General features: G+C 65.9%; 17 protein-coding genes and 1 pseudogene. 9 read left to right on the top strand and 9 right to left on the bottom strand.

Going from position 1 to position 18,212, the window contains the following annotated elements; translation table 11 throughout:
* Positions 1-172: 172 nt before the first annotated feature.
* Entirely contained in the window at positions 173-1,123 is a 951-nt protein-coding gene (locus KAK03_RS21990; RefSeq protein ID WP_210856819.1) for a LysR substrate-binding domain-containing protein, read from the bottom strand.
* A 125-nt stretch (positions 1,124-1,248) separates the two neighbouring features.
* Here KAK03_RS21990 and KAK03_RS21985 point away from each other — a divergent pair.
* From KAK03_RS21985 to cbbX, 3 genes and pseudogenes are all read left to right on the top strand, one after another.
* Positions 1,249-2,733, top strand: a pseudogene (locus KAK03_RS21985) (form I ribulose bisphosphate carboxylase large subunit).
* Positions 2,734-2,757: 24 nt separating this feature from the next.
* Positions 2,758-3,198 carry a ribulose bisphosphate carboxylase small subunit gene (locus KAK03_RS21980; protein WP_210856818.1) on the top strand — a complete coding sequence of 147 codons (441 nt, stop codon included), beginning with the start codon at positions 2,758-2,760 and terminating at the stop codon, positions 3,196-3,198.
* A gap of 11 nt (positions 3,199-3,209) precedes the next feature.
* On the top strand, positions 3,210-4,151 hold the full coding sequence (gene cbbX, locus KAK03_RS21975) for a CbbX protein (RefSeq protein WP_210856817.1): 942 nt from the start codon (positions 3,210-3,212) through the stop codon (positions 4,149-4,151).
* A 4-nt stretch (positions 4,152-4,155) separates the two neighbouring features.
* Here the strand turns inward: cbbX and KAK03_RS21970 are convergent, their stop codons facing one another.
* Together KAK03_RS21970 and KAK03_RS21965 are read right to left on the bottom strand one after the other, a co-directional pair.
* Entirely contained in the window at positions 4,156-4,755 is a 600-nt protein-coding gene (locus KAK03_RS21970) for an exopolysaccharide biosynthesis protein (RefSeq protein ID WP_210856816.1), read from the bottom strand.
* Positions 4,752-5,153, bottom strand: a complete 402-nt coding sequence (locus KAK03_RS21965; RefSeq protein ID WP_210856815.1) for a hypothetical protein — start codon at positions 5,151-5,153, stop codon at positions 4,752-4,754. The genes KAK03_RS21970 and KAK03_RS21965 overlap by 4 nt, the downstream gene beginning before the upstream one ends.
* A 220-nt stretch (positions 5,154-5,373) precedes the next feature.
* Between KAK03_RS21965 and KAK03_RS21960 the strand changes: the two genes are divergently transcribed.
* Together KAK03_RS21960 and KAK03_RS21955 are read left to right on the top strand one after the other, a co-directional pair.
* Positions 5,374-5,802: a TerB family tellurite resistance protein gene (locus KAK03_RS21960; RefSeq protein ID WP_210856814.1), complete on the top strand. Its 429-nt coding sequence runs from the start codon at positions 5,374-5,376 to the stop codon at positions 5,800-5,802.
* 126 nt (positions 5,803-5,928) lie between these two features.
* Positions 5,929-6,588, top strand: a complete 660-nt coding sequence (locus KAK03_RS21955) for a hypothetical protein (protein ID WP_210856813.1) — start codon at positions 5,929-5,931, stop codon at positions 6,586-6,588.
* 25 nt (positions 6,589-6,613) lie between these two features.
* Here KAK03_RS21955 and katG read toward each other — a convergent pair whose 3' ends face one another.
* The 5 genes from katG to KAK03_RS21930 form a co-directional block, all read right to left on the bottom strand.
* Entirely contained in the window at positions 6,614-8,827 is a 2,214-nt protein-coding gene (katG, locus tag KAK03_RS21950; protein WP_210856812.1) for a catalase/peroxidase HPI, read from the bottom strand.
* A gap of 100 nt (positions 8,828-8,927) precedes the next feature.
* On the bottom strand, positions 8,928-9,572 hold the full coding sequence (maiA, locus tag KAK03_RS21945; RefSeq protein ID WP_210856811.1) for a maleylacetoacetate isomerase: 645 nt from the start codon (positions 9,570-9,572) through the stop codon (positions 8,928-8,930).
* Entirely contained in the window at positions 9,569-10,270 is a 702-nt protein-coding gene (locus KAK03_RS21940; RefSeq protein WP_210856810.1) for a fumarylacetoacetate hydrolase family protein, read from the bottom strand. Before KAK03_RS21940 ends, maiA begins: the two co-directional genes overlap by 4 nt.
* A 9-nt stretch (positions 10,271-10,279) precedes the next feature.
* Positions 10,280-11,335 (bottom strand): cupin domain-containing protein, encoded by a 1,056-nt coding sequence (locus KAK03_RS21935; protein WP_210856809.1) that lies wholly within the window; start codon positions 11,333-11,335, stop codon positions 10,280-10,282.
* 15 nt (positions 11,336-11,350) lie between these two features.
* The gene (locus tag KAK03_RS21930) at positions 11,351-12,550 is read right to left on the bottom strand and encodes a 3-hydroxybenzoate 6-monooxygenase (protein WP_210856808.1); all 1,200 of its coding nucleotides are present in this window, start codon (positions 12,548-12,550) and stop codon (positions 11,351-11,353) included.
* A gap of 441 nt (positions 12,551-12,991) precedes the next feature.
* Here KAK03_RS21930 and KAK03_RS21925 point away from each other — a divergent pair, with 441 nt between their 5' ends.
* The 4 genes from KAK03_RS21925 (at position 12,992) to KAK03_RS21910 (ending at position 16,482) form a co-directional block, all read left to right on the top strand.
* The gene (locus tag KAK03_RS21925) at positions 12,992-14,197 is read left to right on the top strand and encodes a hypothetical protein (protein WP_210856807.1); all 1,206 of its coding nucleotides are present in this window, start codon (positions 12,992-12,994) and stop codon (positions 14,195-14,197) included.
* Entirely contained in the window at positions 14,184-14,672 is a 489-nt protein-coding gene (locus KAK03_RS21920) for a nucleoside deaminase (RefSeq protein WP_259375491.1), read from the top strand. Before KAK03_RS21925 ends, KAK03_RS21920 begins: the two co-directional genes overlap by 14 nt.
* 152 nt (positions 14,673-14,824) lie before the next feature.
* The gene (locus KAK03_RS21915) at positions 14,825-15,463 is read left to right on the top strand and encodes a hypothetical protein (protein WP_210856805.1); all 639 of its coding nucleotides are present in this window, start codon (positions 14,825-14,827) and stop codon (positions 15,461-15,463) included.
* A 320-nt stretch (positions 15,464-15,783) separates the two neighbouring features.
* Entirely contained in the window at positions 15,784-16,482 is a 699-nt protein-coding gene (locus KAK03_RS21910) for a sensor histidine kinase (RefSeq protein ID WP_210856804.1), read from the top strand.
* A gap of 179 nt (positions 16,483-16,661) precedes the next feature.
* Here the strand turns inward: KAK03_RS21910 and KAK03_RS21905 are convergent, their stop codons facing one another.
* Complete coding sequence (locus tag KAK03_RS21905; protein WP_210856803.1) at positions 16,662-18,128, bottom strand: M20 family metallopeptidase; 1,467 nt, start codon at positions 18,126-18,128, stop codon at positions 16,662-16,664.
* Between the last annotated feature and the right edge of the window lie 84 nt (positions 18,129-18,212).

Here is an 18,212-nt window from a genome sequence, read left to right as displayed (position 1 = left end):
GGTCGTGGACATGCGCGGCTCCCGAAGATCGATCACGTGTGGCACTGGAGTGCTACATCTCTGCCTCCGTTCTCTTCAATCCTTCCGTGCCCACCGGAGGCGGGCGGTCGACCGAGCCCGTCTGCGATCCTGGACGCGCGCGGAGGGTGCCCCAAAGCCAGAGATCCACCCTTCAATCCGCCTCCTCCACCGTCTCCGTCCCCCCGCTGATCTCGCCCACCAGCTCTGCCAGCACCCCTCGCCCGCTCTCCAGCAGGAAGTAGCGAAACGCCTCGGCCGCCGGTGACAGCTCGGTGCCGCTGCTGCGCACCAGGTGCCAGCGGCGCAGCAGCGGCAGGCCTTCCATCGGCGGGGTGGCGATCAGGCCGTGCTGCAGCTCCAGCGCCACGGTGTGGCGCGACAGCAGGCTCACGCCCAGGCCGGCCATCACGGCCTGCTTGATGGCTTCGTCGCTGGGGATCTCCATCAGCGACAGCGGCTGCACGTGGTGGGCGCGCAGGAACTCCTCCATCGCGGCGCGGGTGCCCGAGCCGGCCTCGCGCACGATCAGGGTTTCGCGCGCCAGCGCGGCCACCGGCACGTGGGCCAGCGCGGTGAAGGGATGGTCGGGCGCGGTGACCAGCACCTGCGGGTGCATCGCAAAGGGCTCGGCGCGGTTGGGCCAGTCGGCGGGGGCGCGGCCCATCACGGCCATGTCCACCTCGCGCGCCTGCATCGCGGCCACCAGCTGGGCGCGGTTGCCCAGGCGCAGCGTGACCTGCACGCCCGGGTGCTCGGCCCGAAAGCGCGCCAGCAGCGTGGGCAGGAAGTACTTGGCCGGGCCCAGCATGCCGATGCTCAGGCGGCCCGATTCCACCTGCTTGTAGCGCGCCATCAGGTCCTGGGTTTCCTTCAGCAGCGACAGCATGCGCCGGGCCTGCATCAGGAACTGCTCGCCGGCCATTGACAGGCTCAGGCCGCGGCCCTGGCGGTCAAACAGGCGCAGGCCCACCTGCGATTCGATCTCGCGCAGCTGCATCGACACGGCCTGCGGCGTCAGGTGCAGCGCCTCCGAGGCGCGCTGCACGCTGTTGTGGCGCGCGACCTCGGTGAAGACGCGCAGCTGTCTGAAAGTGATATTCATCAATCTCGTCCCGACACCTCAGCCGCACCTTACGTGATCGACAAGAACTTCTGACTGTTTCTTTCGCAAGCCTGTTCCTACAGTGGGGTCACCCACCCACCTGAGAACACCTGAAGGAGACACCCATGAACAGCCCTGTGGACGCCGGCCTGGTGGCCGAGGCCACCCAGATCGTCGATGCCAAGAAGCGCTACAGCGCGGGCGTGCTGAAGTACCGCCAGATGGGCTACTGGGTGCCCGACTACGTGCCCAAGGACACCGACACCATCTGACTGTTCCGCATCACGCCGCAGGACGGCGTGGACCCGGTGGAAGCCGGCGCCGCGGTGGCCGGCGAGAGCAGCACCGCCACCTGGACCGTGGTCTGGACCGACCGCCTCACCGCCTGCGAGAACTACCGCGCCAAGTGCTACAAGGTCGAGCCGGTGCCGGGCCGGCCGGGCGAGTACTTCGCCTGGGTGGCCTACGACATCATCCTCTTCGAAGAGGGCTCGATCGCCAACATGACGGCCAGCCTGATCGGCAACGTCTTCAGCTTCAAGCCGCTGAAGGCCGCGCGGCTGGAGGACATCCGCATCCCGGTGGCCTACGTCAAGACCTTCAAGGGCCCGCCCACCGGCCTGATCGTCGAGCGCGAGCGCCTGGACAAGTTCGGCCGCCCGCTGCTGGGCGCCACCACCAAGCCCAAGCTGGGTCTGTCGGCGCGCAACTACGGCCGCGTCATCTACGAGGGCCTGAAGGGCGGCCTGGACTTCATGAAGGACGACGAGAACATCAACTCGCAGCCCTTCATGCACTGGCGCGACCGCTTCCTGTACGTGATGGACGGCGTCAACAAGGCCAGCGCCGCCACCGGCGAGGTCAAGGGCAGCTACCTCAACGTCACTGCCGGCACGATGGAGGCCATCTACGAGCGCGCCGAGTTCGCCAAGAGCCTGGGCAGCGTGATCGTGATGATCGACCTGATCGTCGGCTGGCCCTGCATCCAGAGCCTGGGCGAATGGTGCCGCCGCAACGACATGATCTTGCACCTGCACCGCGCCGGCCATGGCACCTACACCCGCCAGAAGAGCCACGGCGTGAGCTTCCGCGTGATCGCCAAGTGGCTGCGCCTGGCCGGCGTGGACCACATGCACACCGGCACCGCGGTGGGCAAGCTCGAGGGCGACCCGATGACCGTGCAGGGCTACTACAACGTCTGCCGCGACGCCTACACGAAGCAGGACCTGCCGCGCGGCCTGTACTTCGACCAGGACTGGTGCGACCTGAAGAAGGTGATGCCGGTGGCCTCGGGCGGCATCCATGCCGGCCAGATGCACCAGCTGCTGCACCTGTTCGGCGACGACGTGGTGCTGCAGTTCGGCGGCGGCACCATCGGCCACCCGGCCGGCATCCAGGCGGGTGGCGTGGCCAACCGCGTGGCGCTGGAGGCCATGGTCAAGGCCCGCAACGAGGGCAAGGACATCATCAATGAAGGCCCAGAGATCCTGCGCAACGCCGCGCGCTTCTGCACGCCGCTGAAGCAGGCCCTGGATACCTGGGGCGACATCAGCTTCAACTACTCCCCCACCGACACCAGCGACTACGCGGTCACGCCGGCCGTGGCCTGAGCCCGCACGAAGGAGACACCCACCATGATGACCAACCCCGCCGGCCGCGTCACCCAGGGCCAGTTCAGCTTCCTGCCCGACCTGAGCGACGCCGAGATCACCCAGCAGATCGCCTACGGCCTGTCCAAGGGCTACGCCTGGAGCGTGGAATACACCGACGACCCGCACCCGCGCAACACCTACTGGGAGATGTTCGGCATGCCGATGTTCGACCTGGAGGATGCGGCCGGCGTGATGATGGAGCTGAAGGCCTGCCGCGAGACCTTCCCCCAGCACTACATCCGCCTGATGGCCTTTGACTCCACCCGCGGCATCGAATCGATCGCGATGAGCTTCATCGTCAACCGGCCCAGCACCGAGCCCGGCTTCGGCCTCGTGCGGCAGGAGGCCGATGGGCGCTCGATGCGCTACACCGTTCACTCCTACGCCACCGACCGGCCCGAGGCCGAGCGCTACACCGGCTGAGGTCTCGCGCGATGAATGCTCCGCTGTACCGCATTCCGGGGGCCACGCTCGCGCCTGCGAGCGCGGCCGACGACCCCTCGGCTCCGCCCCCGCGCACCGTCGGCGAGGTGCTGGCGCACAGCGGCATCGAATCGGTGCTGGACGAGCTGGACCACGACCTGGTCGGCCTGGTGCCGGTGAAATCGCGCATCCGCGACATCGCCGCGCTGCTGGTGATCGACCGGCTGCGCGCCCAGCACGGGCTGGCGGCGCAGCCGCCGTCGCTGCACATGTGCTTCACCGGCAACCCCGGCACCGGCAAGACCACGGTGGCGCTGCGCATGGCCGAGATCCTGCACCGGCTGGGCTATGTGCGCCGGCCGCAGGTGGTCAGCGTCACCCGCGACGACCTGGTGGGCCAGTACATCGGCCACACCGCGCCCAAGACCAAGGAGGTGCTCAAAAAAGCGATGGGCGGCGTGCTGTTCATCGACGAGGCCTACTACCTCTACCGCCCCGAGAACGAGCGCGACTACGGCCAGGAAGCGATCGAGATCCTGCTGCAGGTGATGGAGAACCAGCGCGACGACCTGGTGGTCATCCTGGCCGGCTACGAGGACCGGATGAACACCTTCTTCCAGAGCAACCCGGGCATGAGTTCGCGCATTGCCCACCACCTGGCCTTCCCGGATTACTCGGTGGAGGAGCTGTTGCAGATCGCCGACCGCATGCTCAGCCAGTCGCACTACCGCTTCGGCGACGGCGCACCGGCCGCTTTCGAGGCCTACCTGCGCCGCCGCGTGCAGCAGCCGCACTTTGCCAACGCCCGCAGCGTGCGCAATGCGCTGGACCGCTCGCGCCTGCGCCAGGCCAGCCGCCTGTACGCCGACCGCGACCGGGTGCTGGACGCCACCGAGCTGTCGACCATCGCCGACGTCGATATCCTGGCCAGCCGGGTGTTCGCGGCGGGCTGAGGTCTCAGGCCAGCCAGCGCGCGGCCCAGTCGCCGCCCCAGGTCCAGGCCCACAGCACCAGGCCCGTCGTGGCCAGCACCGCCAGCGCGGCGCCGGCCAGGCCCAGCGCCACCGCCAGCCCGTCGCGGAACACCAGGCCCAGGCCGATCAGCACCAGTGCCAGCGAGGGCAGCAGGTTGCCGAACGGAATGGGCAGCAGCACGATCAGCGCCATCAGGCCCACCACCGCCGCCAGCGCCGGGTGCCAGCGCTCGGCGGTCAGCATGTCCAGCCGCTGCCGCGCATGGCGGCCGGCCAGCGCATAGGCGGTGGCCAGGCCGTGCAGTACCCGGCGCGCCCAGTGCCCGGGCAGCTCCAGCGCCGCCACCTGCGGCGGCAGGCCCACGCCGTGGCCGCGCCACATGGCCACCGACAGCGCGGCAATGCCCAGGCTCAGCACCGTGCCCACACCCGGCACCGGCAGCAGGCAGGGCATGGCCAGCAGCAGCAGCAGCGTGCCCTGGGCCTCGGGGCCGTGGGCCTGCGCCAGCGCCTGCATCGACACCCGCTCTCGGCCGACCGAGTCGGCGGCCTCGCGCAGGCGCTGCGCGATCGGCGGCGTCATGCGGCGCCACCCGCCGCCAGCGTTGGCGCGCGCCGCTGCCACAGCGCGATCAGCCCGTGCAGACCGGCGCCCAGCAGCACCAGCAACAGACTGACCAGGCCCCACAGCACCCAGCTCAGCACCGTCAGGCCGGTGGCCAGCGCTGGCGCGGCCGACAGCGTGGCATCCACCCACGGGCCCAGCCAAGCCACCAGGTCGCCCAGCGCGCCCACCAGGTCCAGTGGCACCCAGTCGGCCAGCCAGGCGGGCAGCGACAGCAGGCTGCCCGGCTCGGTGTCGCCGGCCATCGTGCCGGCGCTGTTCAGGCTCCAGGTGGCCAGGGCGTGCACGGCCCAGACGAGCAGGGACCAGCCTGCGAGGACGATGGCGACCAGCAGCCAGCTGAGGGCGTAGACCATGGTGTGTACGGGGTGCGTGAGGTGGATTCCGGCAGTGTGGGGGCGCCGCCGCGCGCCACAAGCCAGGACGGGCCTGAACAAGGCTTCGGTTTTCCCGCAGCGCCCGGCGTCCCGGTTTTTCGAAGCCCCTGCGCGGAAAAGCCTGCTGGTTCCCCCACCGGGGTGCCACCACATTCCAGCCGTCCGGCGATTGCCGGCCCCTTTACCGAGGAGACATGCCATGCGCAGCTACCCCACCGACAGCCCCCAGGCCGCCGCCCGCATCCTGGCGCTGACCGCCACCGCCGACGGCCTGGTCGATCCCGCCGAGCTGGACTGGCTCGACCGCCACGCCGTCCACCAGTCGCTGGGGCTGTCGCGCTCCTCGCTGCTGGCGCTGCTGGCCGCCCACATCAAGGAGCTGCGCGAGGTGGGCCACTGGGTCGACCCCGACATCTGCCCCTTCGACGAGCGCACGCTGGCCGACCTGATGGCCGAGATCCTGGACCCCGCGCTGCGCCGCCGCCTGCTGGGCCTGTGCGTGGCGCTGGCCCAGTCCGACGAGTTCGTCGCCGAGGCCGAGTCGGCGGTGCTGGTGGCCGCGGTCGAGCACTGGGGGCTGCAGCACGCGATGGTGCTGCCCGACGCGCCCGCCCTGGCCAACCACTGAAGGCCGCGCGGGGCGGCCTGCGGGGCAGGGGCCGGGCATCGGGTTGACCCTGCGGCTCAGACAACGGTCAGCTTCGGCCGGCAGACTGCGCTGGTGCGGCTGCGTCTGGCCGTGTCCGGAGCCCCGATGCGCCTCACCCTGTCCTGCCTGGCCCTGGTCGCCAGCCTCGCCGCCCCGCTCACTGCCTTGGCCGCCAAGGCCAACCTGCTGGTCAACGGCGACTTCTCGGCCGACACCACCGGCTGGAGCGGCGCCACGCTGAGCGACGGCCGCCCGCTGATGAACCTGTTTGTCGATGCCAACGGCGAGCTGGTCTACCAGGCCCGCTACGACCGTTGCGACCCGGGCGACCCGCCGTCGTGCAAGCAGTTCCCGATGTCGCCGCTGCTGTCGCAGGCCGTCACCCTGACCGCCGGCACCTACAAGCTCAGCTGGCACCAGCACAACGACGGCCGCCAGATCGGCCCGATCAATGCCTTCGATGTGCGCGTGCTCAACCCCGGCGAGCCGCTCTACGTGCTGGACCCCAGCACCGGCTACTACGTGCGCACGCCGCCCGACATGCAGGGCCCGATCCTGGTGATCGACCCGGTGACCAACCAGTGGGTCACCGCCCCGCCCGCCACCCACACTTACAAGTTCAAGGCGCCGGTGGACGGCATCTACACCGTCTACCTGGGCCTGCACGGCGTGGGCCGCCTGGTCGACACCGGCCTGCCCTACGACACGGTGTGGATCGACCAGGTGATGCTGACCAAGGTCTGCAAGAAGGGCCAGACCTGCTGAAGCCGGCCTGGCCGGCCTGCGGCGCTCAGCGGTGCAGGTCGAAGCGGTCAGCCTCCATCACCTGCGTCCAGGCCGCGGCGAACTCGCGCACGAAGCGGGCGCCGCCGTCGTCCTGCGCATAGACCTCGGCGATCGCGCGCAGCTGGGCATTCGAGCCGAACACCAGGTCCACCCGGGTGGCGCTCCAGCGCGGCGCGCCGCTGGCGCGGTCGCGGCCGCTGTAGGCGTTGTCGCCCACGGGCTGCCACACCGTGCCCATGTCCAGCAGGTGGACGAAGAAGTCGTTCGTCAGCTGACCCGGCCGCTGGGTGAACACGCCCTCGGGCGCGCCGCCGTGGTTGGCACCCAGCACCCGCAGGCCGCCCACCAGCACGGTCATCTGCGGCGCCGACAGGCCCAGCAGCTGCGCGCGGTCCAGCAGCATCTGCTCGGGCGCGACGCTGAAGGCCTGGGCGCGCCAGTTGCGGAAACCATCGGCCTGCGGCTCCAGCACCGCGAAGGATTCGACATCGGTCTGCTCGGCGCTGGCATCGGTGCGGCCGGGGGTGAAGGGCAGTTGCAGCGCATGGCCCGCGGCCTGCGCGGCGGCCTCGACGCCGGCGTTGCCGGCCAGCACGATCAGGTCGGCCAGCGACACGCGCTGGCCCTTGCTGGCCTGGGCGTTGAAGTCGCGCTGGAGCGCCTCCAGCACGCCCAGCACCTTGGCCAGCTGGGCCGGCTGGTTGACCGCCCAGTCCTTCTGCGGTGCCAGCCGGATGCGTGCGCCGTTGGCGCCGCCGCGGCGGTCGCTGCCGCGGTAGGTGCTGGCGGCGGCCCAGGCGGTGGACACCAGCTCGGCCACGCTCAGGCCCGAGGCCCCGATGCGCTGCTTCAGCACGGCCACATCGGCGTCGTCGATCAGCGGGTGGTCCACCGGCGGCAGCGGGTCCTGCCACAGCAGGTCCTCGGTGGGCGCCTCGGGGCCCAGGTAGCGGCTCTTCGGGCCCAGGTCGCGGTGGGTCAGCTTGAACCAGGCGCGGGCGAAGGCGTCGGCGAACTGGTCCGGGTGGGCCAGGAAGTGGCGCGAGATCGCCTCATACGCCGGGTCGAAGCGCAGTGACAGGTCGGCGGTGGTCATCATCGGCGCATGCTTCACCGACGCGTCGTGCGCATCGGGGATCAGGTCCTCGGGCGCCACGTCCTTGGCGCGCCACTGGTGGGCGCCGGCGGGGCTCTTCACCAGCTCCCACTCGTACTTGAACAGGGTCTGGAAGTAGCCCATGTCCCAGCGCGTGGGGTGGGGCTTCCAGGCGCCTTCAATGCCGCTGGTGGTGGTGTGCACGCCGTGGCCGCTGCCCAGCTGGTTGATCCAGCCCAGGCCCATGGCTTCCATCGGGGCGGCTTCGGGCTCGGGGCCCACCAGCGCCGGGTCGCCCGCGCCGTGGGCCTTGCCGAAGGTGTGGCCGCCGGCGATCAGGGCCACGGTTTCCTCGTCGTTCATCGCCATGCGGGCGAAGGTCTCGCGCACGTCGCGGCCGCTGGCCACCGGGTCAGGGCGGCCGTCGGGGCCTTCGGGGTTCACGTAGATCAGGCCCATCTGCACGGCGGCCAGCGGGTGCTCCAGCTGGCGCTCACCGTGGTAGCGGCTGTGCGGCTGGTCGCTGGTGGCCAGCCAGGTCTTTTCGGCGCCCCAGTAGATGTCCTCCTCGGGCGCCCACAGGTCTTCGCGGCCACCGGCGAAGCCGAAGGTCTTGAAGCCCATGGTCTCCAGCGCCACGTTGCCGGCCAGGATCATCAGGTCGGCCCAGGAGATGGCGTTGCCGTACTTCTGCTTGATCGGCCACAGCAGGCGGCGCGCCTTGTCCAGGTTGCCGTTGTCGGGCCAGCTGTTGAGCGGCGCGAAGCGCTGGTTGCCGGCGCTGGCGCCGCCGCGGCCGTCGGCCGTGCGGTAGGTGCCGGCGCTGTGCCAGGCCAGGCGGATGAACAGGCCGCCGTAGTGGCCCCAGTCGGCGGGCCACCAGGGCTGCGAATCGGTCATCAGCGCGGCCAGGTCGCGCTTGAGCGCGGCGTAGTCCAGCGTGCCGAAGGCGTGGGCGTAGTCGAAGTCAGCGTCCAGCGGGCTGGACACCGGCGGGTGCTGGTGCAGGATCGCCAGGTTCAGCTGCTGGGGCCACCAGTCGGCATTGGCGCGGGTGGCGGCGGTGGTGCGCGCCCCGGCGGACGCGTGGAAGGGGCACTGGGCGGTGGACGGCTGGCTCACGAGGGATCTCCTGGGTGGAACGGCACGGGGGCCGGTGTCTCCACTTTAGAGATCTACTATCAAAGTGGGTATTTGATTGGGCCTATCAATGAGATAGCGCTCAACGCGGCGCGTCAGGCTGCCGCGCGGGCGCGGCGTCGGCAAAGGCGGGCAGCGCCGCGCAGGCCGCATCCACCGCGCTGATCAGCGGCCAGCGCGACAGGTCCACGCCGAAGCGGCGCGCGCTCTCCACCTGCGGCACCAGGTAGACATCGGCCAGCGTCGGCGCGCCGCCGAAGCAGAAGTCGCCGCGTGCGGTGTCGGCCGCCAGCAGCGCCTCGATCGCGTCGAAGCCGGCGCTGATCCAGGTGCCGCACCAGGCGTTGATGGCGGCGTCATCGCAGCCGAACTGCTTGCGCAGCGTTTCCAGGATGCGGCGGTTGTTGATCGGGTGGATGTCGCAGCCGACGATGGCCGCCAGCGCACGCACCTTGGCCCGCGCCTCGGGGCCGGCGGGCAGCAGCGGCGGGTTCGGGTGGCGCTCTTCCAGCCACTCGATGATGGCGGGCGACTGGATCAGTACGTCGCCATCGTCCAGCACCAGCGCCGGCACCAGCTGCTGCGGGTTGACGGCCTTGAAGGCGTCCTGCAGGTGCGCTTCAGTGCGTAGGTCCACCGCGATGTACTCGGGCGCCAGGCCCTTGAGGTTCAGCGCGATGCGCAGGCGATGGGACGTCCCGCTCCTGAAGAAGTTGTACAGCTTCATGCAGCAGGCCCAACCACCAGCTTGACGCTGCCCACACCCTCGACCGAGCCTTCGATGACATCACCCGCCACCACCGGCCCCACACCCTCGGGCGTGCCGGTGTAGATCAGATCACCCGGCTGCAGGTGATAGAACAACGAGAGGTCAGCAATGATCTCGCGGATGTTCCAGATCAGCTTGTCCACGTTCGACTGCTGACGCACCTGGCCGTTCACGCTCATCGCCAGCGCACCCTGCTCCAGCACCACGCCGGGCAGCGGCTTGATCGGCGCGCACACCGACGAGCCTTCCACATCTTTGCCCAGGTCCCAGGGGCGGCCCTTGTCGCGCGCCACCAGCTGCAGGTCGCGCCGGGTCATGTCCAGGCCGCAGGCGTAGCCGTAGACCAGTTCGTGGGCCTGCTCGGCCGGCACCCGGAAGCCAGCGCTGCCGATCGCCAGCACCAGTTCCATCTCGTGGTGGAAGTTCTTCGTCTCGCTGGGGTAAGGCACGGTCGCGCCCGATTCCACCAGCGTGCTGGGCGACTTGGTGAAGTAGAACGGCCGCTCCACGCTCTTGTCCACCGGCTTGCCCATCTCCACCGCATGCGCGTGGTAGTTGCGGCCGACGAAGAACAGGCGGTTGACGGGGAAGCGCTCGGTGCGGCCCTCGATGGGCAGCGAGGCAACGGGCGGCGGGGGGAACAGGTAGGTGGTCATGGTCGGGGATTACGAACGGACCTCATAGACGCCCAGCTTGCGGTGCAGCGGGCTCTCGTCGGCGATGAAGATGAAAGCGGGTTCGGTGGCCGAACGGTTGGTCAGCGTGGCCGCGGTGTAGCCGGGGATGGCGCAGGTGTCGGCCTCGGCCAGCGTGAAGGCGCTGGACTCCACCGCCACGTCCACGCAGCCCTCGATCTGGTGCAGCACCTGGGCCGGCGAGCGCGCCGGCAGGCGCAGGGTCTGGCCCGGGCGCAGCAGCTGGGCGTAGAAGCCCAGGATGTTCTCGGCGTCACGGCCCGTCTCGGGGTTGATGTAGGTGACCTGCACCGATTCCAGCGCAGGCTGGTCCTCGGCCAGCGACAGCAGCGCCGCCTTGGCGTCGGCCCAGGGGTAGCGCAGCATCGGGTAGGCCTTGTCGCTGCGCTGGAACACGGTGGTGGGCGCCACGCCACCACGCGCATAGGCCTTGGCGCCCTGGCCGGGCTTGACCGTCTGGCTGGGCACTTCCTCGTGGTACGAGGCCTCGATGTAGTAGACCAGCGGCAGGTCCAGCACATCCAGCCAGATCACCGGGCCCGTGCCGTCGTGGCCATGCTCGTGCCACAGGCCGGTGGGGGTGAGGATCAGGTCGCCGCGGCTCATCGGACACTTCTCGCCGCCCACCAGCGTCCAGGCGCCCTCGCCTTCCACCACCATGCGCACCGCGTTGGGGGTGTGGCGGTGGGCCGGGGCCAGCTCGCCGGGCAGCAGCAGCTGCATGCCCAGGTACATCGCCGCGCTGGCCTGCATCTTCTCCAGACCGTGGCCGGGGTTGGCCAGCACCAGCACGCGGCGCTCGGCCTTCTCGATGGGCGTGAGCTCGCCGGCCTTCAGCAGCAGCGGGCGCAGGCCCGCGTAGGACCAGTGCGTGGGCCGGGTCTTGCGGGCCGGCACATGCGGCGGCAGCACCGCGCGCAGGCTGGGCCACAGCGGCACCAGGTTCTGTGCGGTGAGTTCGTCGCGGTAGTCCTGCGGCAGGTCTTCCAGACGGCCCAGGGTGTCAAAACGTCCTTGTTCGCTCATGGTGTGCTCCTGCATTCAACGGGCCAGGCAATTCGAGACATTCCAGCCGTACAGCCATTCCATCGCGTCGTAGAAGCGCTCCTGCGAGCGGCCCTTCCACAGCGCGTTGCGCACCAGGCGCTCGACGCCGGCCGCGTGGTACAGCCGGCCCATCTCGCGGCCCGACAGCACGATGCGCGCGGTGCGCGCCACGCGGCTGTCCTGGTAGAGCTGCAGGGCCTTGTCCCAGTCGTTGTCGTGCACGCGCAGGGCTTCGCCCAGCGTGACGGCGTCTTCCAGCGCCATGCAGGCGCCCTGGGCCATGTACTGCGTGGTGGGGTGGGCGGCGTCGCCCAGGATGGTGGCGCGGCCAAACACCCAGGTGCCGATGGGTTCGCGGTCAGCAGTGGCCCAGCGGCGCCAGCTCTTGGGCAGGTCGATCAGCTGGCGCGGCTTGGCGGCAATGCCCTGGAAGTAGCTCTGCACCTCTTCCTTGCTGCCGTCGGTGACGCCCCACTCTTCCTGCTGGCGGCTGTGGAAGGTGACCACCACGTTGTACTGCTCGCCGCCGCGCAGCGGGTAGTGCACCAGGTGGCACTTGGGGCCGGCCCACAGGCTGGCGGCGTTCCACTGCAGGTTCTCGGGGAAGTCCTTCTTGTCGATCACCGCGCGGTAGACCACGTGGCCGGTCACGCGCGGCGGATCGTTCACGTACTGCGCGCGTACCACGCTCTTGCCGCCGTCGGCACCAATCAGCGCCTGGCCCGCCCAGCGCTTGCCGTTCTGGTCGATCGCGGTGACCACGCCACCGTCCTGCTCCACCTTGACGATGCGGGTGCTGGTGAAGAACTCCACGTTCGGGCTCTCCTGCACGCCTTCCAGCAGCGAGGTGTGGATGTCCACGCGGTGGATCACCGCATACGGGTTGCCAAAGCGCTGGCGAAAGGCCTCGCCGGTTTCCAGGCGGCCGATCAGCGACTCATCAATCGCGTCGTGCATCACCATGCAGTCGGTGTAGACCGCCCGGCCGCGCGCCTTGTCGCCCACGCCCAGCGCATCAAAGGCGTGAAAAGCGTTGGGGCCCAGCTGGATGCCGGCGCCGATCTCGCCGATCTGCTCGGCCTGCTCGAACACCTGCACCTTGAAGCCGCGCTTGAGCAGCGCCAGCGCGGCGGCGAGGCCGCCGATGCCGCCGCCGGAGACCAGCACGGGGAGGTTGTGAGGGGAGGGCGTCATGGGGGTCTCCTTGGTTGCTGGCTATGCACATCATCCGTATGCTGATGATTAGTGTAGGACGCCGGTGTGGCGGATGTCAGGATGGGGTTTTCCCTCGCGCATAGTCCTGCCGGTCAAAGCTCGGGGGGCGCGCGGCGCACGCGTTCGAGCCGCTGCGGCCTAGGCAGCCGGGGATGGCAGCCGACGAGCATCCTCTGGAGAGGAGTTGTGTCCTCAGTTCCCGAAGCCCGCACAGCCCCCGTCCAACCCATTGAGTTGAGCGACCGCCTCCACTCGTCCTCGCTCTGCAGACATCACCTTGCAAAACGCACTCATCCCGGGCAAAGTTGCCGTAGCTAGATGTCGCTATTCTCCATTACATACCTACCCTCGCTACGGCGTAGTGAAGCAATCCATATCTGACGAGAGTTGAGCGTCAATGAGCAAACCGGAGGATCTGATGTGACCGAGAGCGTAAGAGCCGCAGCCGACATCGCGTCTAGTGTTGCAGTGCCTGCATCAACACTTGGGCAGGCGCTCGATCTTCTGACTGCACCCGCCCTGTGGGTTGCGACCTTGGTACTACTCATATGTTGGCTGCTCTTAGCCCTGCTCCCCATTAAGAGACATGACAAGCCAGAAAAGCAGCAGGACATTCGAAAGCTATTCGAATCTCTCAGAGAATACGCGTCGGAGCACAAGTTTGTCTTCAACGTATTAATGGGTATAACGTCACTGTCGCTACTTGCATTCACTTCTATCGCGACTATCCTTAGCCCGAAGACTCCGCACGCCATCACATACGAAGACTTATTTTTGGCGGTCTTCGCAGGAGTGGGCGGAGCTTTGCTCATCCTTGTCATGACCGACTACGCCTCGAAACGCTATTTCGCTGGAGTTTTTGAGCAACTCGAACCGAAACTTACATCAATATTCACATCCAGTCAGCAGTCGGCAAAGATCGCAGCAGATTATGGTCTACACGCATTCCCCTCTGCAATAGAAGTTGGGAAGCCCGCCGTACAAGAGTTCCAGAAGTACCTTCTGGATGATGAGATGGTATGTGTCTCAGCGTCTAGCGGCATGCGCTGGCTGAATCGGAGAACAGATGCCAGGCCGATCGAAAACAATCTCGCTGAACTCGCGAAACGACCCGTATGTCTGCGAATTGCGATCTACTCACCGCTACTCGAACTAAAGAGATTATTTTCTCACGCCGGCCTAGAACTAACTAGCGCGCAAGCCTACTCCGCCTTGAAGTCCGACTCCGTAACGCTCAGCCAACACAATCCAATAGAGATCTTGAGATTTCACCTTGATGCAGCCGAAAGAATTTTGAACCCCGTCGCCGCATTACCTGAGACACATGCAAGATTCAGGCTGGAAGTCCAAGTCTGTGACGCGCCACCGGTATGCGAATTCTTTACCATCGCCGACCGACGCCTCTACGCCTCATACCCAATGCGTACCCGTCAGAGTTTGGATTCCCCAGCTCTACATGTCTACGACCCGCCCAAGCTGACCCCGACAAATCTTGTCTCCGCATTTACGAAAGAATTCGCGCTGACCTGGCGAGAATCCATCCCATTCTCCGAATATTATGAAAAGTATGCCCCTCTCATTCGAGAGATCATCAAACTAAGCATTGACGACTATGGCACGAAATAGCGACCAAAAATTCATGAGCATTGCCATCGACCTCGCCAAAGAGTCGCTTGCTCAGGATGAGCTTCCCGTAGGAGCAGTCATCGTGCTCGGAGGGCAAGTGATCGCCAAAGGTAGAAATCGTCGAGAGAGCAGCTCGTCAAAAATTGCTCATGCTGAGCTCGAGGCCATAGAAGTTGCCTCAAGACTCCTTAGGGAGAACCCGAGACAAGCTACCCTCTACACGACATTGGAACCCTGCCTAATGTGTTATGGGGCAGCCTGCTCCTCAAAGATCCTTCGTATCTGCTATGGGGCACAAGATTCCTTTGCCGGCGCTTGCCATAGCGTTGAACTGCCAAATTTCTATCAGCGCTTCGCTCCAGCCCTCGACGGAGGTATTATGCAAGAAGAATCACTTGAACTCCTGCACCAATTTTGCAACATGCATGACCAACGAAAGTGGAAAACATCGTTCTTTGGCCCAGCGATTACTTGACAAGCTCCTACTTAATCGCAGCGCAAACAATAGATGGCCAACGCCTCGCGCGCCCTGGCTCGATACGGTAGACCAGTTAGCTCGGGGACTGGGATTTGAGCCAGCTCGTCAGCAATAGACCGCGGGCTTCAGAACCAAACAAGCACAAGCGCATGAAGTTCTTCAAGTGGGGGGCAACCCCAGAATTGTCTTCCTTTGACGGAGCTCTACCTCGCGAAGAGCTGATTCAGAAAGGAAGAATTGCCTTCATTGATGACGAAGAGCCACTACTAATCGATCACATTCGGAAGTCACAGTTCTCCGTCGATCACGACAAGGATGGCTCAGATCTCCGCAACTACGACGCACAACTATACGACGTGGCAATCGTTGACTACTACGGCGTAGGACAGCATCTCGGAGCAGGACAAGGACTTGATTTACTTAAACATATCAAGCGAGTCTCCCCCAGAACGCGCTTAATCGCTTACACCTCCCGAAGTCTGAATGCCTCTGAGTCAGAATTTTTTCGCTTGAGTCATGTAGTACTCCCGAAAGATATGGGCTTGGGTGATTCGATGGCAGTGATTGAGCACGAACTTCGCAAGTCACTTGGGAAAGAGCATCTGTTCGAGGCCATCGTCACTAAGTTGTCCGTAGCCAGCGCGGAAGAACGGGAGAAAATGCGCGTGGCCTTGGCCAACGCATTAGACAAGAGGGACAAGACCAAATTCAAGGACTACGTCTCCCGTGCCGTTGGAGTCGCAGCTGAAAAGACTGTCGAGGCAGTGGTTAACAAACTTTTCTTCTAATGCGCCCACCGTCCCTTCTTCCACTCACCGACCCAGAGGCGCTCAGAGTCTACGACGGAATAGATGTCCCCAGCCCGACGCTATGCAGAGAGTCGGTCTCGACCCGCGCTGAGTGTGCACAACACTATAAATCAGCTGACGGCCGTCTGGGCGAGTTCAGGCAGTGTCCGTTTGGCTTCACAACGCTTGCCATTGCATACGGAGGAAAGACTTGGTTTATATCTGGGATTGTTGCGCATCCTCGATTTGACACCGCAAGAGAACGTGAACTTGCTAAGCGTTTTCCTTCAAGCAGAGTCAGCCGAGATACTGTCGATGCCATGGCGCGGCTCGCTGCTGAGATAGAGCAGGCCCGCGCCGATGCCATCGTTGAAGGCTCACTTGTACTTCCGCAAGCCTTCCACGAACTTCGTAAATTAAACGGCGCAATAATTCAGCACGCTGAACGATTTATTTCTGACGAGGGAGAAAGTCGAAGCCTGTTGAGCATCAAAGGCGCCGCAGAATTGATGCGCAACAACTTCGACCTTCTCGAAGCGCTTTCGAACATTGAAAGTATGAAGACGCTGCCGATCGACTCCACAGTGAATGTTTATGACTTGGCTTTTAAGATGAAGCGCGTGTACCAGGAGAAAGCAGCCAGTCGCTCAATGACAATAAACGTTCAAGGTATTCGTGCGATCATCCGAGGTAGCCAGAAGTCGTTTCCGCTAGTTCCTGCCGTCCTCCTCGAGAACGCAATCAAGTATGGAACTGAGCGTGAGCAGATTTACATTGGAGTGCACCAGCGAGGCCAGCGTGCTGCGTTGATTGTTGAAAACGTTAGCCGCCACAAAATTGACCCGGACCGCTGTTTTGATCGTGGAGTTAGATTTGCAAGCGGCGTTGAAGGCGGTGGATTCGGGCTGTTTCTTGCCAAGGAGGTCGTTCTCGCACACCGCGGAACGATTACCTGCGAAGCCACGGGAGATCTTATTCGAATGGTTGTCGACCTTCCACTTCACGCTGTTATTGCATAGGCACGTCTTGCATGCTAATGCTAGGCCTTTGCAGCACGCTGTTACCCAAGGGGAAACCGTACATCGCCCCATCCTAGGCTGAGCGTCGACTTTGATTGCATCAATCCAGTGAAATCCTGCTTAGGTGTAGATGGCGAAATGAGGACGCTATGGGTAAGCTGATGCTTTATACGCCTCATTCACGGATGCGCCGCAATCACCTCCGCCACCGCCGCCGTCAACCTTGTCCCATAGCCAATGTGCAGGAACTCATTCGGCCCATGCGCATTGCTCTTGGGCCCAAGCACGCCGCAGACCATCATCTGCGCCGCCGGGAAGCCCTGTTGCAGCAAGTTCATCAGCGGGATGGTGCCGCCCTGGCCGATGAAGCCCAGCGGGGCGCCGAAGTGGCGGCGTGAGGCGCGGTCCATCGATTGCTCCAGCCACGGCGCCAGTGAGGGCGCGTTCCAGCCGGTGGCGCCCCAGTTGTCCATGCGGCCGTCGGGCTCGAAGGTGACCTTGGCGTTGTAGGGTGCGTTGTCCTCCAGCAGCGCTTTCAGCGCCACCGCGGCCTCGTGGCCGGGCACCAGCGGGGGCAGGCGCAGGCTCAGCTTGAAGGCGGTGTAGGGGCGCAGCACGTTGCCGGCGTTGGCCAGCGCGGGCATGCCGTCCACGCCGGTGATGCTGAGCGTGGGGCGCCAGGTGCGGTTGAGCAGGGCCTCGACCGGGTCGGTGGTGGTGGGCAGCGTGAAGCCGCCGTCGGCGCCGCAGGCCCAGGGGTAGCGCTTCCAGACCTCGTCGCCCAGGATGGCGGCGGTGGCGCGGGCCTGCTCAATCCGCTCGGCGGGGATCTCGCAGTGGAAGACGCCGGGCAGCAGCTGGCCGCTCTTCGCCTCTTCCAGGCGGTCCAGCACCATGCGCATGATGCGGAAGGTGGAGGGCACCAGGCCGCTGGCGTCGCCGGAGTGGATGCCCTCGGTGAGGATTTCCACCTTCAGCGTGCCGGTGATGTTGCCGCGCAGGCTGGAGGTCAGCCACAGCTGGTCGTAGTTGCCGGCGCCCGAGTCCAGGCAGACCACCAGGCTCACGTCGCCCAGGCGGCCCTTCAGCACGTCCAGGTAGGCGGGCAGGTCGTACGAGCCCGATTCCTCGCAGGTCTCGATCAGGCCGACGATGCGCGGGTGCGGCACGCCTTGCGCCTTCAGCGCCTCGATGGCGCTGATGCTGGCGTAGATGGCGTAGCCGTCGTCGGCGCCGCCGCGGCCGAACAGCTTGCCGTCCTCGATCTTGGGCGTCCACGGGCCCAGGTCGGAGCGCCAGCCGCTGAACTCGGGCTGCTTGTCCAGGTGGCCGTACATCAGCACGGTCTGGGTGCTGCCGGCCTTGGTGGCGTCCAGCTCGAAGAAGATCACCGGCGTGCGGCCTTCCAGGCGCAGCACCTCCAGCCGCAGGCCGGGTACCTTGCGGCCTTCCACCCACGCGGCGGCGTCGCGCATCACGCGGTCGATCAGGCCGTGGGCCGACCAGTCGGCGTCGAACATCGGGCTCTTGGCAGGCACGGCGATGTAGTCGACCAGCTGCGGCACGATGCGCTCGCGCCAGGCCACGTCAACAAACTCGCCCAGTTGGGCTGAATCAAGAGGGGGCAGGGTTTCAGGAGCGTTCATGCGAAGAAAACCGGGGTGATCGACGTACACGGGATTGTGCGCCGGTCCGCTGGCACTATGCTCCACAAGACCGCGTCGGGAGGA

Source organism: Ideonella alba, assembly GCF_018069845.1.
Taxonomy (GTDB): domain Bacteria; phylum Pseudomonadota; class Gammaproteobacteria; order Burkholderiales; family Burkholderiaceae_C; genus Ideonella; species Ideonella alba.
The sequence above is the reverse complement of the archived record's forward strand: the minus strand, read 5'-3'. Positions and strand labels throughout refer to the sequence as shown.

Bases quoted from the DNA above. Each gene is read 5' to 3' on its own strand.
- KAK03_RS21990 (WP_210856819.1), bottom strand. From the start codon at position 1,123: ATGAATATCACTTTCAGACAGCTGCGCGTCTTCACCGAGGTCGCGCGC.
- KAK03_RS21970 (WP_210856816.1), bottom strand. From the start codon at position 4,755: ATGACGCCGCCGATCGCGCAGCGCCTGCGCGAGGCCGCCGACTCGGTC.
- KAK03_RS21930 (WP_210856808.1), bottom strand. From the start codon at position 12,550: ATGACGCCCTCCCCTCACAACCTCCCCGTGCTGGTCTCCGGCGGCGGC.
- KAK03_RS21915 (WP_210856805.1), top strand. From the start codon at position 14,825: ATGAAGTTCTTCAAGTGGGGGGCAACCCCAGAATTGTCTTCCTTTGAC.
- KAK03_RS21910 (WP_210856804.1), top strand. From the start codon at position 15,784: ATGGCGCGGCTCGCTGCTGAGATAGAGCAGGCCCGCGCCGATGCCATC.
- KAK03_RS21980 (WP_210856818.1), top strand. From the start codon at position 2,758: ATGATGACCAACCCCGCCGGCCGCGTCACCCAGGGCCAGTTCAGCTTC.
- KAK03_RS21965 (WP_210856815.1), bottom strand. From the start codon at position 5,153: ATGGTCTACGCCCTCAGCTGGCTGCTGGTCGCCATCGTCCTCGCAGGC.
- KAK03_RS21905 (WP_210856803.1), bottom strand. From the start codon at position 18,128: ATGAACGCTCCTGAAACCCTGCCCCCTCTTGATTCAGCCCAACTGGGC.
- cbbX (WP_210856817.1), top strand. From the start codon at position 3,210: ATGAATGCTCCGCTGTACCGCATTCCGGGGGCCACGCTCGCGCCTGCG.
- KAK03_RS21920 (WP_259375491.1), top strand. From the start codon at position 14,184: ATGGCACGAAATAGCGACCAAAAATTCATGAGCATTGCCATCGACCTC.
- maiA (WP_210856811.1), bottom strand. From the start codon at position 9,572: ATGAAGCTGTACAACTTCTTCAGGAGCGGGACGTCCCATCGCCTGCGC.
- KAK03_RS21940 (WP_210856810.1), bottom strand. From the start codon at position 10,270: ATGACCACCTACCTGTTCCCCCCGCCGCCCGTTGCCTCGCTGCCCATC.
- KAK03_RS21960 (WP_210856814.1), top strand. From the start codon at position 5,374: ATGCGCAGCTACCCCACCGACAGCCCCCAGGCCGCCGCCCGCATCCTG.
- KAK03_RS21935 (WP_210856809.1), bottom strand. From the start codon at position 11,335: ATGAGCGAACAAGGACGTTTTGACACCCTGGGCCGTCTGGAAGACCTG.
- KAK03_RS21955 (WP_210856813.1), top strand. From the start codon at position 5,929: ATGCGCCTCACCCTGTCCTGCCTGGCCCTGGTCGCCAGCCTCGCCGCC.